At 39.3% G+C, this 18435-nt stretch carries 10 protein-coding genes and 1 tRNA gene; 10 read left to right on the top strand and 1 reads right to left on the bottom strand.

What is annotated here, in order from left to right:
• Window positions 1–45 precede the first annotated feature (45 nt).
• From GD631_RS06730 to GD631_RS06700, 8 genes are all read left to right on the top strand, one after another.
• Complete coding sequence (locus GD631_RS06730) at window positions 46–816, top strand: FAD:protein FMN transferase (RefSeq protein WP_143257107.1); 771 nt, start codon at window positions 46–48, stop codon at window positions 814–816.
• A gap of 1 nt (window position 817) precedes the next feature.
• The gene (locus GD631_RS06725) at window positions 818–2143 is read left to right on the top strand and encodes a Gfo/Idh/MocA family protein (RefSeq protein ID WP_143256917.1); all 1326 of its coding nucleotides are present in this window, start codon (window positions 818–820) and stop codon (window positions 2141–2143) included.
• A 3-nt stretch (window positions 2144–2146) separates the two neighbouring features.
• Window positions 2147–2386: a hypothetical protein gene (locus tag GD631_RS22320; RefSeq protein WP_074909940.1), complete on the top strand. Its 240-nt coding sequence runs from the start codon at window positions 2147–2149 to the stop codon at window positions 2384–2386.
• Window positions 2387–2473: 87 nt separating this feature from the next.
• A complete protein-coding gene (locus GD631_RS06720) occupies window positions 2474–3817 on the top strand; it encodes a Gfo/Idh/MocA family oxidoreductase (protein ID WP_143256916.1) in 1344 nt (447 codons plus the stop codon).
• 206 nt (window positions 3818–4023) lie between these two features.
• On the top strand, window positions 4024–6669 hold the full coding sequence (locus tag GD631_RS06715) for a DNA gyrase/topoisomerase IV subunit A (RefSeq protein WP_143256915.1): 2646 nt from the start codon (window positions 4024–4026) through the stop codon (window positions 6667–6669).
• Entirely contained in the window at window positions 6669–7529 is an 861-nt protein-coding gene (locus GD631_RS06710) for a DUF3316 domain-containing protein (RefSeq protein WP_143256914.1), read from the top strand. Before GD631_RS06715 ends, GD631_RS06710 begins: the two co-directional genes overlap by 1 nt.
• Before the next feature lie 47 nt (window positions 7530–7576).
• A complete protein-coding gene (locus GD631_RS06705; RefSeq protein ID WP_143256913.1) occupies window positions 7577–8638 on the top strand; it encodes a S41 family peptidase in 1062 nt (353 codons plus the stop codon).
• Window positions 8639–8712: 74 nt separating this feature from the next.
• Window positions 8713–8794, top strand: a tRNA-Leu gene (locus GD631_RS06700).
• Window positions 8795–8934: 140 nt separating this feature from the next.
• Here the strand turns inward: GD631_RS06700 and GD631_RS06695 are convergent.
• Window positions 8935–12942, bottom strand: coding sequence for a hybrid sensor histidine kinase/response regulator transcription factor (locus tag GD631_RS06695; RefSeq protein WP_143256912.1), 4008 nt, complete (start codon window positions 12940–12942; stop codon window positions 8935–8937).
• A 418-nt stretch (window positions 12943–13360) separates the two neighbouring features.
• On the opposite strand from GD631_RS06695, the gene GD631_RS06690 reads away from it, so the two are divergent.
• Window positions 13361–15172, top strand: a complete 1812-nt coding sequence (locus GD631_RS06690; protein ID WP_143256911.1) for a glycoside hydrolase family 2 protein — start codon at window positions 13361–13363, stop codon at window positions 15170–15172.
• A 127-nt stretch (window positions 15173–15299) separates the two neighbouring features.
• Window positions 15300–18416, top strand: a complete 3117-nt coding sequence (locus GD631_RS06685) for a SusC/RagA family TonB-linked outer membrane protein (protein ID WP_185911592.1) — start codon at window positions 15300–15302, stop codon at window positions 18414–18416.
• Window positions 18417–18435: the final 19 nt, after the last annotated feature.

The following is an 18435-nucleotide window of genomic DNA, read 5'->3' as shown; positions in this document are numbered from 1 at the left end:
TAATAGGTGTTAGAAACAGGATGTAAATATTATAAAGATGAAGCCATGTTTCATGGCTTCATTCCTCATATCATGGGGACACGATTCGATATTTTGCTTATTCATTCTAATGCAGAACGTTTAAACGGACTTTGGACTCATATCATCAATGAGCTGGAGCGATTGGATAAGATATTAAATCGTTTTGATCCTCATAGTGAAGTTTCCAAGATTAATAGTCATACTTATCAAAGCAAGATTCAAATCAGCAAAGAGATGGAATCAATCTTACAGCTTTGCTCATACTATTATGAGACCACTTCACACTTATTCGACATTACATTAAAAGACTTCTCCAAAATACAACTTCATGAACATTCATGTATCTCCTTTATATCTCCTGATATTTCACTCGACTTTGGAGGTTTTGCCAAAGGGTATGCTTTGAAGAAAATCAAAAAACTCATAGAACAAGAGAACATCAACCATGCATTTGTCAATTTCGGTAATAGCTCCATTTTGGGCATGGGACATCATCCTTATGGAGACAGTTGGAGAGTAAGTTTTCTGAATCCTTATAATCAGTCTCTTTTAAATGAATTCGATCTTAAAAATACAACATTATCCACTTCCGGTAATACGCTTCAATATACCGGACACATTATGAATCCACTTACGGGTCTATTAAATGAACAACGAAAAGCAAGCTCTATCATATCTACAGATCCGTTAGAGGCTGAAATTCTAAGTACCGTATGGATGATCGCGAATAAAGAACAACAACTATTACTCACTGAGAATTTTAAAAATATACAAGCAACCATATATGACTTATAATATGAAAGAACATAAAGAAAAAGGAGTAGACTTAGGACTCAGACAATTTATAAAAAGCCTGGGATATGTTGCCGGAGGGACCGCTTTATTAGCGACCACTCCCTGGCTTACTTCCTGTACCCCTGAAAAGCTAAAAGAGATCAAGCATGAAAAAGCACGAATCGCTTTAATTGGCACTGGTTCCAGAGGACAATACCACATTCATAACCTCAAAGAAATTCCACACGCGCAAATTGTTGCCGTATGTGATAATTATGCTCCCAATCTTCAGCAGGCATTGGAGCTTTGCCCGGATGCCAAGTCCTATACAGACTACCGTAAGCTGCTGGAATCGAAAGATATCGATGGAGTCATCATATCCACACCACTAAACTGGCACGCCCCCATTGTACTGGATGCTTTGGCTGCAGGCAAACATGTTTTCTGCGAAAAAGCAATGGCACGTACTTTAGAAGAATGCAAGGCAATTTACGATGCATATCAAGAGACCAATCAAGTCCTCTACTTTTGTATGCAACGAATGTATGACGAGAAGTATATCAAAGGGATGCAAATGATTCATTCCGGACTGATCGGAGATGTGGTAGGAATGCGCTGCCATTGGTTCAGAAATGCAGACTGGCGTCGTCCTGTACCTTCACCGGAATTGGAGCGCAAAATCAATTGGAGATTATATAAAGAAAGTTCGGGTGGACTAATGACTGAACTGGCTTGCCATCAATTGGAAGTATGTAACTGGGCAGCTAAAAGAATACCGGTAAGTATCATGGGAATGGGTGATATTGTTTACTGGAAAGACGGTCGTGAAGTATACGATAGTGTAAATGTGACTTACCGATATTCCGATGGAACCAAGATTGCCTATGAATCTTTGATTTCCAATAAGTTCAATGGTATGGAAGATCAGATTCTAGGTCACAAAGGTACGATGGAAATGGCTAAAGGTATTTATTACCTGGAAGAAGATCATTCTACTTCGGGTATCCGCCAATTAATCGATCAGGTAAAAGACAAAGTTTTTGCCGCCATCCCAACGGCAGGCCCCAGCTGGCGACCGGAAACGAAAATGGAATACACTCCACATTTCATTATTGACGGAGATATTCACGTTAACAGTGGATTAAGTATGATCGGAGCAGATAAAGACGGTTCAGATATCATTCTGTCCTCCTTCTGTCAATCGTGCATTACTGGAGAGAAAGCACAGAATATAGTAGAAGAGGCTTACTGTTCTACAGTCCTTTGCTTACTTGGAAATCAGGCAATGGATGAGCAACGTCACATCCTCTTCCCCGACGAATATAAAATACCTTATATGAAATTCTAAACCATGAAAGATATTATTATCACATCAAAAAAGTTAAAACAAGAAAGGAACATCTACCTTCTAAGTTTCCTGCTTGCATTTGTCATCAATGTTATTGCAATCATTGTCTATTCCCGCCCATGGATTGAAATAGTATCCCAAATCGGATATGTCATCGTGATTAGTTTTTTCATCTATCTTATATTATGGATTCCCCGAGGAATCATAACATTCTCAATCCACCTTTTCCGAAGAAAAAAATAAGAGATTGACGTTTTTTGAAGGAGAATTGACGGAAATACTCATTCACATATTCTAATAATAACCTAATTTTGGAGAAAAATAGATACTATGACAACAAGAAGAGATTTCATCAAAAAAACAGTAGCAGGTACAGCTGCGCTTTCATTAGGAAGCATACTTCCAGGATTCGGTTCAAGCCGTTATCAAGATATTCTGGGAGCTAACGAAAAAATACGCATCGGAGTCATTGGAGTGAATTCGAGAGGTAAGGCCTTGGCGCAAGGATTTGCCAAACTACCAGATTGTGAAGTTACTTACATCTGTGATGTAGACTCAAGAGCATTAGAAAAATGTCAGGCTGCTATCCACAAAATTACCGGACGTACTCCCAAAGGAGAAAAAGACATTCGTAAAATGTTAGAGTCAAACGATTTTGAAGCAGTGGTGATTGCTACCCCTGACCATTGGCATGCCAAAGCAGCCATTATGGCTATGCAGGCTGGAAAGCATGTTTATCTGGAAAAACCGACCAGTCATAATCCGGCAGAAAATGAAATGTTGGTTCGAGCCACTTTGAAATATAACCGGATTGTTCAAGTGGGTAACCAACGCCGTTCCTTTCCCAATGTAATTAAAGCTATGGAAGAAATAAAATCCGGTTCTATCGGAAAAGTGAGATATGCCAAATCTTGGTATGTCAATAATCGCCCTTCCATTGGAACAGGGAAAGTTGTTCCTGTACCTGATTATCTGGATTGGGATTTATGGCAAGGTCCTGCCCCACGTGTTGCAGATTTCAAAGATAATTTCATCCATTATAACTGGCATTGGTTTTGGAACTGGGGAACAGGTGAAGCACTCAACAATGGAACTCACTTTGTTGATATGCTCCGTTGGGGGGTAGGTGTGGATTATCCTACAAAGGTTGATTCTATCGGAGGTCGGTATCGTTTTCAAGACGACTGGCAAACTCCTGACACACAACTTATCACCTTCCAATTTGGCGACGAAGCATCTTTTTCATGGGAAGGACGTAGTTGTAATACGATGCCGGTAGACGGATATGGAGTAGGAACCGCATTTTATGGAGAAACCGGAACTCTCTTCATTGGCGGTGGCAATGAATATAAAATTGCAGATATAAAAGGGAAAACAATTAAAGAGGTAAAAAGTGATTTAAAATTTGAGACCGGCAATCTGTTGAATCCATCCGAAAAGTTGGATGCCTTCCACTTCCGAAACTGGTTTGATGCCATTCGTAAAGGAACAAAGTTAAATTCCGGAATTGTAGACGCCTGTATCAGTACCCAGTTAGTACAATTAGGTAACATTGCCCAACGTGTTGGACATTCATTACAGATTGATCCGGGAAGCGGACGAATTCTTAACGATTTGGAAGCCAATAAGCTTTGGGGAAGAGAGTACGAAAAAGGTTGGGAAATACGGGTTTAAATCATGTCCCCATTTCTCGTTTTTTCATCAGGTTATAATTTTACAGAAAGGCATGTCTTTGATAAGATATGCCTTTCTGTTTTCCTTCCGTAAAGCTGATTTATACCCTTTTAACACACGGAATATTCATCGTTTTTCATCGAAATCTCTTTTATTTTTGTATTTTTGCGTGCGTATGCGTTAAAATTATAGTATATACGAATTTTATGAGTGACGAAATCAACGAGATAACGGAAGAACATTCAGACTACAAACCGACGGACGCGCGGGACGAAAGCGTAAAACATCAGTTAACAGGCATGTACCAGAATTGGTTTCTGGACTATGCTTCATATGTTATTCTGGAACGTGCCGTACCTCACATCAATGACGGTTTAAAGCCTGTACAACGTCGTATCCTGCATTCTATGAAACGTCTGGATGACGGACGGTATAATAAAGTGGCAAATATTGTGGGACACACCATGCAGTTCCACCCTCATGGGGATGCTTCTATCGGGGATGCCCTGGTACAGTTGGGACAGAAAGACCTGTTGATTGACTGTCAGGGTAACTGGGGTAATATTCTCACCGGAGACGGTGCTGCTGCTCCCCGTTATATCGAGGCACGTTTATCCAAGTTTGCGCTAGATGTTGTCTTCAATCCCAAAACTACCGAATGGAAATTGTCTTATGACGGACGAAATAAGGAACCAGTCACTCTTCCTGTGAAATTCCCATTGTTACTGGCACAGGGAGTGGAAGGTATCGCTGTCGGACTTTCTTCCAAGATATTGCCGCATAACTTCAACGAACTTTGTGATGCTTCCATCAGCTATCTACGTGGGGAAGAATTCCAATTGTATCCCGATTTCCAGACAGGTGGCTCAATCGACGTAGCCAAATACAACGACGGAGAACGTGGCGGAGCAGTGAAAATACGTGCCAAGATCAACAAGATTGATAACAAAACACTTGCAATTACAGAGATCCCTTATGGGAAGACCACTTCAACAGTAATCGATTCTATCCTGAAAGCAGTTGATAAAGGAAAAATCAAAATTCGCAAGGTAGACGACAACACAGCTGCCAACGTAGAAATATTAGTGCATTTGGCACCTGGTACATCATCGGACAAAACAATCGATGCATTGTACGCATTCACCGATTGCGAAGTAAGTATCTCACCCAACTGCTGCGTGATTGATGACAGCAAACCTCATTTCCTCACTGTCAGCAAAGTTCTGAGAAAGTCGGCAGACAACACGCTGGATCTGCTAAAACAGGAACTGGAAATCAAGAAAAACGAAATATTGGAAGCGTTGCACTTTGCTTCGCTCGAAAAGATATTTATCGAAGAACGCATCTATAAGGACAAAGAGTTCGAACAATCCAAAGATATGGACGCAGCCTGTGCACATATTGACGAACGCCTGACGCCTTACTATCCGAAATTTATCCGCGAAGTAACCAAAGAGGATATTCTCAAACTGATGGAAATCAAAATGGGACGTATTTTGAAATTCAACTCGGACAAAGCGGATGAACTGATTGCCAGAATGAAAGAAGAAGTGGCCGAGATTGATAATCATCTGGATCACATCGTAGATTATACTGTCAACTGGTATCAGATGTTGAAGAACAAATACGGCAAGAACTTCCCGCGCCGTACGGAACTACGTAACTTCGACACCATCGAAGCTGCCAAAGTAGTAGAAGCAAACGAAAAACTTTATATCAACCGCGAAGAAGGATTTATCGGAACAGCCTTGAAAAAAGACGAGTTCGTTGCATGTTGTTCGGATATCGATGATGTCATTATCTTCTTCCGCGACGGTAAGTATATCGTTACTCCTGTTGCCGACAAGAAATTCGTCGGCAAAAACGTTCTCTATGTCAATGTATTCAAGAAGAACGATAAACGTACGATCTACAATATAGCTTACCGCGACGGAAAAGAAGGAACGACATACGTAAAACGTTTCGCCGTGACCTCTGTAGTTCGCGACCGCGAATATGATGTCACCCTGGGAACTCCCGAATCACGGATTACCTATTTCAGTGCCAACCCGAATGGAGAAGCCGAAATCATCAAGGTGACATTGAAACCGAATCCGCGTGTACGCCGTATCATTTTCGAGCATGACTTCAGTGAGGTCAGTATCAAGGGACGTCAGGCACGAGGCGTGATTCTTACCCGCTTGCCGGTACATAAGATATCCCTGAAACAAAAAGGAGGTTCCACGCTCGGTGGACGTAAAGTATGGTTTGACCGTGACATACTCCGCCTCAACTATGACGGACGAGGTGAATATCTGGGTGAATTCCAAAGCGACGACAGCATATTGATTGTTCTGAACAACGGTGATTTCTATACTACCAACTTCGACTTGAGCAACCACTATGAAGATAATGTAAGCATCGTGGAGAAGTTCGATCCTAACAAGATATGGACTGCCGCGCTTTACGATGCCGACCAGCAGAATTATCCGTATCTGAAACGTTTCTGTTTTGAGTCCTCCAACCGTAAACAGAACTACTTGGGAGAAAATAAGAACAACCGTCTGATCCTATTGACCGACGAGTACTATCCTCGCCTGGAAGTAATATTTGGCGGACACGACAGTTTCCGGGAACCACTGAATATCGATGCAGATGAATTCATTGCTGTAAAAGGTTTCAAAGCTAAAGGAAAACGTATCACGACCTATGCAGTGGAGACGATCAATGAGCTTGAACCAACTCGCTTCCCCGAACCCTCACAAGAGCAACAGGAAGTTCCTGAAGAGGAACCGGAAAACCTGGACCCAGACAGCGACAAGAGCGAAGGCGATATTATCGATGAGATCACCGGGCAGATGAAATTATTCTGATGAAGAAAAGACTAATATACCTGGGGCTGACAGGTTTCATCCTGTTCGCCCTTAGCACAAGATTACAAGCGCAGATCGACAGTCTGCAACCCCATCGGTATGTAACACGTGCCACCATGTATGGTGTCGGATTTACGAACGTTTTCGACACCTATCTTTCACCGCAGGAATACAAAGGAATCGACTTCCGTGTTTCCCGTGAGCTGATTCGGATGACCAAGTTATTTGATGGAAATGTGTCTGTGCAGAACTTCTTTCAAGCCGACATCGGCTATACGCACAACCGCGCCGATAACAATAACACCTTCTCCGGATTAGTCAACTGGAACTATGGATTACACTACCAGTTTCGCCTGACGGAGAATTTCAAATTATTGGCCGGAGGATTGATAGATGTCAACGGAGGCTTTGTCTATAATCTCCGAAATACCAACAATCCGGCATCCGCACGGGCATACGTCAATCTGGATGCCTCCGGAATGGCCATTTGGCACCTAAAAATCAAACGTTACCCGATAGTACTGCGCTATCAGGTCAATCTGCCGGTTATGGGAGTGATGTTCTCCCCCCACTACGGACAATCTTATTACGAAATATTTTCTCTGGGAAATTCGAGTGGAGTGATAAAATTTACCTCCCTGCACAATCAACCTTCGTTGCGACAGATGCTCTCCGTCGACCTGCCGATAGGATATACCAAAATGCGCTTCAGCTACCTGGCTGATTTGCAGCAATCCAACGTTAACAATATCAAGACACATACCTACTCACACGTATTCATGGTAGGATTTGTGAAAGACCTATACCGTATCCGAAATAAAAAAGGAACTGCTCTTCCTTCATCGGTTGGAGCATACTAAGAGAACAAAATTTAATGTTGAAACTTCAAGTGAGAGATCAATTAATAATGAGAAATAAGATTAGACAAATACTTTGGCTGTTCTGCTGCCTTCCGGTGCTGACCGGTTGCATTGGGGAAGATGACTACGCCAATGATCCCAGAGGTAATTTCGAACAACTATGGAAAATCATTGACGAACAGTATTGTTTCTTGGATACAAAAGGCATTGATTGGGATGCTGTTCATAACGAGTACAGCAAACTGATTATTCCGTCGATGTCCAATGATGACCTGTTCGACATCCTAAGCCAAATGCTTTATATCTTGAAAGACGGGCATGTCAATCTATCTTCTGCCAGTCGTATTTCTTATTACGACGCATGGTATCAGGGCTACCCTTGGAATTATAGAGAAGATATTCTTTATAACTATTATCTGGGTAGTGCCAATTCAGGCTATCGCACATCCGCCGGTCTTAAATATAAAATATTCGACAATAACATAGGATACATACGTTATGAAAGTTTCAGTGCTGGAGTTGGAGACGGCAATTTGGATGAGGTCCTTTACTATCTACAAATCTGCAATGGATTAATTATCGATGTCCGTGATAACGGAGGAGGTAATCTAACCAATTCTTCACGCATAGCCGCCCGGTTCACTGATAAACTGGCATTAACAGGATATATCCAACATAAGACAGGTCCGGGACACAATGATTTCTCAGAGATGGAGCCCATTTATTTAGAACCCTCCAACAGTATTCGTTGGCAAAAAAAGGTCGTGATACTAACCAATCGTCGATGTTATAGTGCCACAAATGATTTTGTTAACGTAATGCGCAGCTTAAACAATGATAACGAAGATAAAAGAATCATCCAGCTGGGCGACCAGACTGGTGGTGGATCAGGGCTACCATTTTCATCAGAATTACCCAATGGTTGGAGCGTCCGCTTCTCTGCCAGCCCCCACTTTGATAAATATGGAAAGTCATTGGAGGATGGAATAAAACCTGATGTATACGTAAATATGGATAAGATTCTGGAAGAAGGGATAGAGCAAGGCGACATAGAATCACAGAAGAAAGATCCACTGATTGAAAAGGCATTCGAAATCTTAAGTGAATAACTTTATTGTCGAATTATTTGCCAAATCAGAAAATCTTCCTATCTTTGCACCGCTAAACAAAAAAAGCTACACATGCGGATGTGGCGTAATTGGTAGCCGCGCCAGACTTAGGATCTGGTGCCGTGAGGCGTGTAGGTTCGAGTCCTATCATCCGCACAAACTACACTGTATTTACAGTTAAAAAGCCCCTAAAACGGACATTTTAGGGGCTTTTTTGTGTCCTCTTCGCTGGTCATCCAAAAAATACTAACAACAATTCGGTGCCATTCTCGGTGCCCCCCCGGAATCCTCCGTGATTACTTCTTTGCTTTATTCGTATGTTGGGCTATAAACTCCTTAGGTAAAATGCCATAAGTTTTCTGAAACACACGTGTAAAATAGGAAGCTGTACTAAAGCCAACACTATATGCAACCTCATTTACCCTCATATCAGTCTCCAACAATAATTGACAGGCTTTTCTCAGACGGTAATTCCTTAAATAATCACCTGGTGTAGCACCAGCTATTGCTTTGAGCTTTCTTTGCAGGTGAGAGCGGCTGATGTTGAAAATATCGGTTAGTGACTCTACAGAGAAATTTTCGTCTGAGATATGCCTCTCAATTTCTTCATTTAACTGGCTCAAAAATAGCTCATCATTTTTACTAGTGACTAATGCAGAGTAAGAAATAAAAGGGGAACGATTAAAAGCCTCAAGCACAGTTCTCCGATTTTCAAGTAAACTCATGATTTGCGCCTTCAGATATGAAACGGAGAACGGCTTTTCGATGAAAACATCTGCACCTGAGTGCAATCCTTCTATCTTTACTGCATTTTCAGTTTTAGCCGAAAGTAGTATGATAGGGATATGGTTATAATTGAGGTCCGACTTCAATTTCTTTGTAAATGAGATACCATCTATCCCAGGCATCATAATATCCGAGATTATAATATCATAGCTGTTCTCTTCTAATAACAGCATGGCTTCCTCAGCATTGAAAGCGGTATCAGCAACATAGTCTTTGTTCAAAGAGTTTTTTATAAATGAAGCCATTTCGACATTATCTTCGACAACAAGTATACTGTTTTTGTTTTCCGGCGTACTTCTGTTTTTTATGATTTCCTTTTCAGCAGCAATGCTATCAAACTCTGATTTATGTTGATATAAAAGAGGCAAATCTGAAAAATTAAATACAAATGTAGCTCCCCCAGTTTCATTGTCTTTTACAGTAATATTGCCGTTTAACATCTCAGCGAGTTTTTTAGCTAAAGATAATCCTAAGCCAGTCCCCATCTTCCCATTATCATTTTGCACCTGATAAAAAGGGTCAAATATCAGTTTTTTATAGGTATCAGAGACACCATTTCCATTATCTTCGACAAACACAGAATAAGTTGCATTCTCATTCTTTATGAGAGATAAGACTATTTTATCTTTCGTATATTTCAGCGAATTTGTAAGCAAATTCCCTATTATTTTGATCAATGCATCTGTATCTGAATTTACTATAAGCTCATCTTGAGGAAGCTGGAGAATAAAATCAATATGCTGTTTCTGAGCTGTTTTACTAATACGTCCGTACAATTCAGTTAAAAGATGGCGCAGATCTACTCTTGTCGGATTTATAATATACTGAGTTGAATCCATTTTTCTAAAATCCAGTAACTGATTAATCAATTCAGTCAGCCTGTCACAATTCTTTTCGATTATCAATATATTCTCTTTAGTCTCAGGGCTTCCTTCTCCTGAATTAACAACCTCCTCCAAAGGCGCAGAGATTAAGCTCAGCGGAGTTCTAATTTCGTGAGCTATGGTAGTGAAGAAATCTATTTTCGATTTAAAAGATAACTTTTCCTGCTCCGTTTTGAATGCTTCCAGTTGTTTCTCTTGCTTTGCTCTACTTTTCTTTATGTAAAATGAGATAATTAAATAGGCCATAACCAAAATCAAAGCCAAATATATAACCTTGGCTGGAATAGATAACCAAAACGGGGGTAATATCTCTATCTCTACTTTTGCCCCTTCTTCATTCCACAATTCATCATTGTTAGAGCCTTTCACTCTGAATAAATATTTGCCGGGAGATAAGTTTACATAAGTCACGCTTTGTTTATTTCCGACATAATTCCACTCAGTATCCGTTCTTTCCAGCTTATATGCATATTTATTTTTCGAGTGTGCTATATAACTTAAGCTTGTATAAGATATGGAAAAAGAAGATTTGTTATAGGGCAATATTATCTTTTGTTGCTTGTTTAATTTTTGCTGTATGGCTTCACTCAGTTTCCTATCTCTGTTACCTAGAATATCAATCTGGGTTATTTCTATTGATGGTAAGACGGTATTTTTGTTTTTATTGAGATCTTGGGGATAAAATGAACTAAATCCATTGATTCCTCCAAAGTAAAATTTTCCATTTAAGGCCTTATAGCTTGATTTATAATTAAACTGGTTACTCTGCAATCCATCGTCCCTTGTATATAGTTTTATATTGTGCAGGTCTGATGTATTCATCTGGATGATTCCCTTATTAGAGCTCATCCACCAATTGCCTTGCGGATCGTCCAAGATACCATATATTACTCCGTTAGGCAAACCATCGGTTTCAGATATATTCTTAAAACTATCAGTTTTATAGTCGTAAATGAAAACACCTTGCCCTTCGCTTGCAAATAGTAATCTTTTTTTAGAATCAATATAAATATTGGTTAATTTACTTTCTTTTAATGGATTACAATCAGTGTATATTGAATCGTAACAGATCCATTCATTAGTCGGCATATGATATCTTATTACTCCTGAACCGTAAGTGGCCAACCATAGATTACCAAAGTCATCTTCTTTTATATCGTATATAAATTTCGAAGCTTGTTCGATGTTAATGAATATATTTTTATCTCTGTCATACTTATTCAATCCTGCATGAGTTCCTACATAAATATCTCCTTTTTTAGTTTTATATAAGGCATATATACCATCATCGTTAATGCTGTTCTTTCCATCAGGACTACGCTTGAATACAGATAGAGACTTTGTTTTAGTATTATAGACATGAATACCTCTTGCATAGGTACCTATCCACAGGTTATCTCCGTCGAGCAATAAGGCATGTGCGTTATGATACAATTCTTTTATCGGCTGAGTGATAGTTTGATCTTTCGTATTAAAATAATTCACGCCTCCATTCTCCGTAGCTATCCATAGATTCTCATTTTCATCTTCACAAAATTGCCTGACTGTTTTTCCCGATAAAGATCCAGATAAGATGTCGGGATAATATGTTTCTATGCAGAATGCACTTGGACTTAAGTAATTTACTCCCCCCGAATAAGTACCAATCCATATTCCTCCTTCCCTATCTTTGTAGATTGAACCGATAGCCTGATCACTCAAACTATGGTAAGCATTAGGAACATCGATTCTCTTGGATGTTCTATTCTCAATATCGAACATATACAATCCATTGTCTGACCCTACAAGAAGAGCATTGTCCCGATATTGGCAAATAGCCATAATACGTGTTACGGCAGAAGGTTCTTTATTTGAACCCAGAAAAGTGGTATATACATTTGACTGTTTTTTATATAAACGCAGACCTTTACCCCATGTTCCAAGCCATAGATCACCATTTACATCTTCGACGATTGTTTGTGTCTCATGCTCGGAGCTATCATAGAGGCTATATAACCCTTCTACCGGATCAAAAAAACCAGTATTTGAATTATACCTGAGCAATCCAAGCCTTGTACCAACCCAAATATTATCAGAGGCATCTCCGTATATAGACCATACTATGTTGGAGTCAAAATCGTATCCATTTACCCGCACCCTCTTCAACTCATTCTTTTCGGGATTATAAGTATAAATACCTTGCGAATTAGTTCCTATCCATATATTTCCTCTATTATCTTTAAAAATGGTGGTTACAGTATAAGTGATTTTAAAATTATCGACAGTTGTATTCTCCACTTTTTCGAAAGTTTCGTCGGCTATATCCATTATATAAAGCCCAGCTTCTGTACCTACATATAGCTTATTATTATCAGCCTCTATCATACAATGTATGATATTATTTCCGATTGTTTTCTCTTTTTGAGGATTATGTCTGAATACCTTGCAACTATTCCCATCGAATTTATTTAAACCATCCTTTGTCCCAAACCACATAAAACCTTTCGTATCTTGCATGATACAAAAGACAAAATTTGCGGAAAGTCCATTATCTACTTGTAACTTCTTGAAATGAAAATTAGAGTACCCCTGAGAAAAGGAAGCAATGCTATAGAAGGAAAGGCAAAGCAAAATATACAAATGGATTTTTTTCATATAAAGAATGGTATAACGTGAAAGTATCGACAAATATACGCTTTTATCGGCAGTGAGAAAATATCAATTATTATTTATTTATATCACATTTTAGTCAATCTGGTTATTAAAACCTTTTATTGCCATTTTTTTACTCAAATATACCACCTTGGCAATAGTGAATTTATCTATTTTTGCCATCAATCAGACCGAGAGTTTGTTAGCCCTATTTTAATATAAAAAAACAGCTTGATTCATATATGCTATAAATTGATAACCATATATTCAATACCATGAAAAAACCGACAAACAAGAAAACACAACTTACCAGTTATGCAGTAATTTTCCTTCCTTGGGGAATAGCAGTTACGCTTCAAACTCAGTAATTTCTATAGTTTCTAAATATTTATACTAATTACATACAAAAATCTACCTTCAAATGAAAACACCTTTTTTATTAATTATTTTACTCTTTTCTTCCATGTCATTATCTGCGCAGTGGAAACCTGTGGGTGATAAAATAAAAACGGATTGGGCAGAAAAAATTGATCCTAACAATGTTTTGCCGGAGTACCCCCGTCCGATAATGGAACGCGATAAATGGCAAAATCTGAATGGTTTGTGGGATTATGCAATTTTACCTATGGGACAGCAGGAACCTCAAACGTTCGATGGAAAAATTCTTGTTCCTTTTGCTGTTGAATCAAGTCTTTCCGGTGTCCAAAAAGAGCTGGGCAAAGGAAAAGAACTATGGTATAGACGTACATTTACAATCCCCTCCGACTGGAAAAGCAAAAATATAATACTACATTTTGGAGCAGTGGACTGGAAAGCAGAAGTTTATCTCAACAATATTAAAATAGGAATTCATACTGGAGGATATACACCATTTAGTTTCGATGTAACCCCATTCCTAACTTCGGGAAATCAAAAACTGGTAGTTAAAATATGGGATCCTACAAGCGATAGCTCTATACCAAGAGGAAAACAAGTGACCAACCCTAATGGAATATGGTACACACCCGTTTCCGGTATTTGGCAAACAGTCTGGTTGGAGCCGGTGAATAACAAACACATTGTTGGCGTTACCCCCATTGCCGATGTAGACAATAATAATTTAAAAGTAGAGGTATGTACAAAGAATACGGAATCATCTGATATTGTAGAAGTTAAACTAAAAGATAACAATAAAGTCATCGCTTCAGCAAAAGGAGTTGCAGGACAGACACTAGATATCTCTATTCCGAATGCGAAACTTTGGTCGCCCGAATCTCCATTCCTTTACGATTTGGATATTGCTATCATCGAAAGAGGAAAAACGGTAGATAAAGTTAGCAGTTATGCCGCAATGCGCAAGGTGTCGAAAAAGCGTGATGCAAATGGTATAATACGCATGCAATTGAACAATAAAGATATATTCCATTTCGGACCATTAGATCAGGGATGGTGGCCTGACGGGCTTTATACAGCACCAACAGACGAGGCTTTAAAATATGATATTGTGAAGACGAAAGACCTCGGATATAATATGATTCGCAAACATGTAAAAGTAGAGCCGGCACGTTGGTACACTCATTGCGACCGTTTAGGCATACTCGTATGGCAAGATATGCCCAATGGAGATCAGGGACCTCATTGGGATATGCACCACTACTTTGACGGAAAAGAAGTCACACGTTCCATCGAATCGGAACTAAACTTCCGCAAAGAATGGAAAGAAATAATGGATTACCTGATGCCTTATCCATCTATCACCGTATGGGTTCCGTTCAATGAGGCATGGGGACAATTCAAAACACAAGAAATTACGGAATGGACTCAGTATTATGATCCATCACGTCTAGTAAACTCAGCAAGTGGTGGCAATCATTATCTAAAAGTTGGAGACATACTCGATTTCCATAAATATCCTTCACCGGAACTGATGATGTATGATAACGAACGAATTACTGTTGTTGGCGAATATGGTGGAATAGGTATGCCGCTTACAGGCCATTTATGGCAACCCGACAAAAACTGGGGATATGTACAATTCAAGAGCGCAAAAGAAGTAACAGACGAATATGTGAGATACGGACAGCAATTACTAGAATTGGTAAAAAGAGGAATATCTGGTGGTGTATACACACAAACGACAGATGTAGAAGGAGAAGTAAATGGTTTAATAACCTATGATAGAAAGGTTATTAAAGTAGAGGAAGACCGCATTAAAAAGATCAATCAGGAAATCAGTAATTCACTATCTGAATAAAGAATGTACTATGGGTATTAGGGGAAACTGATTCTTTATAGTTGTCCTGCAACAAAGCAGCCAGTGTTGCAGGATGATTATAAGGTATACAAAAAAACAATTTATTATCAATAAAAGTAGTTATAATATGACTAGTAGAATATGTAAACTATTAATGTTAACCGGTTTAATACTGCTATATGCAGGAATTTCCACAAAAGGATTTGCTCAAACTGGTGTCACACAGCAATCTCGAACAGAAAAAGCCGTAAAAGGCACTGTGAAAGATGAGCAGGGAGAACCGTTGATTGGCGTAAGTGTTGTCGTAAAAGGCACCACCAATGGAACAGTGACGGATGTAGATGGAAAATTTTCCATCATGTGCAATGGTGATGATGTGTTAGTAATCTCATATATTGGTTTTCAAACCATTGAGAAGAAAGCAGGAAACACATCATTTCAAGCTCTTATAATGAGAGAAGACTCGAAGTTATTGGATGAAGTTATTGTTATCGGTTATGGTACTACTACCCGTAAACATGTGATAGGGGCAGTCGATCAGGTAAAAGATAAACTTATTAAAGATCGTCCGGTAGCCAATCTTACCCAGGCATTGCAAGGAGCGTCACCTAGTCTCACGATTCAGCAACGCAGTATGAATCCGAACGACAACTCAATGAATATTAATATTCGAGGTGTCAGTTCAATGAATAACAACGACCCTCTGATTGTTATAGACGGAATGATTGCCAACGATGTTAAAGCAATGAATATGCTTAACCCAAGTGACATAGAAAACGTTTCCATATTGAAAGACGCTGGTACAGCCGCCATTTACGGTTCACGTTCGTCCAATGGAGTCATACTGATTACCACAAAGAAAGGGCATTTGGATATGAAACCCCAAGTCTCTTTCAATGCCTCTATTGGAACGCAAAACCCAGATATCTTATTGAAACCGCTACCGGGCTATCAAAATGCGCTGTTGCGTAACGACTCGTATGTAAACGCTGGCAAAGACCCTATTTACACTGCCGAGGAAATACACCAGTTTGCTCAAGGAGACAGTGAGTGGGGATATAAAGCTATATTGAAGAATGCTCTGCAACAAAGTTATAATGTAGGTGTACAAGGAGGCTCTAAGACTACCTCTTACAATATTTCCTTCGGATATTACGATCAGGAGAGTAACTATAAAGGGCAAGACTTTGGAGTTAAAAGATACAATTTCAGAAGTAATGTTGTATCTGACATAGGCCGTTTGAAACTGACTGCATTATTGGCTTACGACAGGCAGGAAGGGCGTTCGGACAGAGGTGGTTTATGGTTATCAGATGTTATGCGCGTGCCAACATACAATACGTATGACATATATCCCGATGCGGATGGAAAATATTACAATACAGACGTCACCACCGGAGGTAATTTCCTTGCCACCTTATATCATGGTGGTCTTACAACTAACGACGACGACCATTTTCAAGGGGTTGTATCCGGGGAACTAAACATTTGGAAAGGGTTGAAAGCGAAAGCTGTATTAGGCTATGACCTGAGATCCGAACATCGTCTTATAAAAAGACGTTATCACCCGGTATATGATTATATTGACAGGGATAAAATCATAAATGAAAGCGATAAGAAAGATTATAGCATTGAGGACTATAACGGAAAAATAACCATGTTGAATACCCAGTTCCTTTTAGAGTATAACCGTACTTTCAACAAAGTGCATAATGTTACGGGGGTATTTGGATATACAACAGAGTCATTCCGCAGACAAGCTAATGAGATCAAAAGAAAATATGTCGATCCTGATCTCTATACGGATACAGATGACACCGAAATAGATCCTGGCAGTTACAATACACCTGGTGGAACAGTGGAGCGTGCGCTTCATTCGTGGTTGGGTCGTTTAGGTTATTCATACATGGATAAATATTATGCTGAAGTAAGTGCCCGTTACGATGGTTCGTCATTGTTAGCAAAAGGGCATCGATGGGCATTTTTCCCATCGGCGACTCTTGGATGGCGAATCTCGGAAGAAGACTTTTTCTCTTTCTGGAAAGAAAAAGTAGGCGACCTGAAAATAAGAAGTTCATATGGGTTGTTGGGAACTCAATCCGTGCCAGATTACCAGTATTTCACCACTTACGATATTTATAAGAATCAATATGGGTTTAATAAAACTCCGGTAACAGGCACAGGCTATACCTTTGGCAATGAAACGTTGTCATGGGAAAAGACGAAGACATTCAACATAGGATTTGACGCTACTTTATTGAAAAATACCTTAAGTATATCTTTCGACTACTTCAATAAATACACTACCGATATTTTGTTAGTGCCACAAACCCCGAGTACTTTAGGAGGAGCCGTACCTTATAAAAATATTGGAGAGATGAGAAACAGGGGATGGGAATTGTCGATAAACTACCGGCTAAGTCATTCCGATTTTACCCATAACTTTGGATTCAATATAGGAGATTCTTTTAATAAAGTAATAAAATACGGAAAACAGGATATATTTCAAGTAGACGGAATAGAACGTATTGTTCGCGAAGGCGTTCCTCTGCATAGTTATTATGGATTTAAAACAGATGGACTATATCAAAACGAAGAAGAAATACGAAATTCAGCAGTGTTTATCGGAGCAAACTTATCGCCTGGAGATGTGAAGTATGTAGATCGCAATGGAGACGGAGTGATAGATGACAACGACCGTTATATCCTAGGTAATGCTTTCCCCCGCTATATCTTTGGATTCAACTATTTACTCAACTGGAAAGGGTTTGATTTCAATATGTTGTGGCAAGGTGTAGGCAAACGCGATATGGCATTACGTGGCGAAATGGTTGAGCCGTTTCATGGAAGTTATTATTTTGTCATGTTCGAGCACCAGTTGGATTATTGGAGTCCGAGCAACACAGATGCCAAATATCCACGGTTGATAAATGACTATGCAACGTCGTCATATGCAAACAATTACCAACATTCGTCCGACAGGAACATTTATAATGCAGCATATCTGCGATTGAAAAACTTACAAATTGGTTATACTATTCCAGAAAATATAACACAGAAAATAGGTATAAACAAAGTACGGGTATATGTGACTGGACAGAATTTATTAACAATCACAAAAAATAAATTTATCGATCCTGAGTCTTCCGAATTTGGTAACAGCATGAATGCCAGTGGTGCAAACAGTGGACGTAACTACCCCACACTGAAGTATTATGGTGGTGGTATTGAGATCGTATTTTAAATACAATAATCAGATATAG

It is taken from the genome of Bacteroides luhongzhouii (assembly GCF_009193295.2).
In the GTDB taxonomy this organism is placed as follows: Bacteria; Bacteroidota; Bacteroidia; order Bacteroidales; family Bacteroidaceae; genus Bacteroides; species Bacteroides luhongzhouii.
This window is presented reverse-complemented; position numbering and strand designations above follow the sequence as displayed.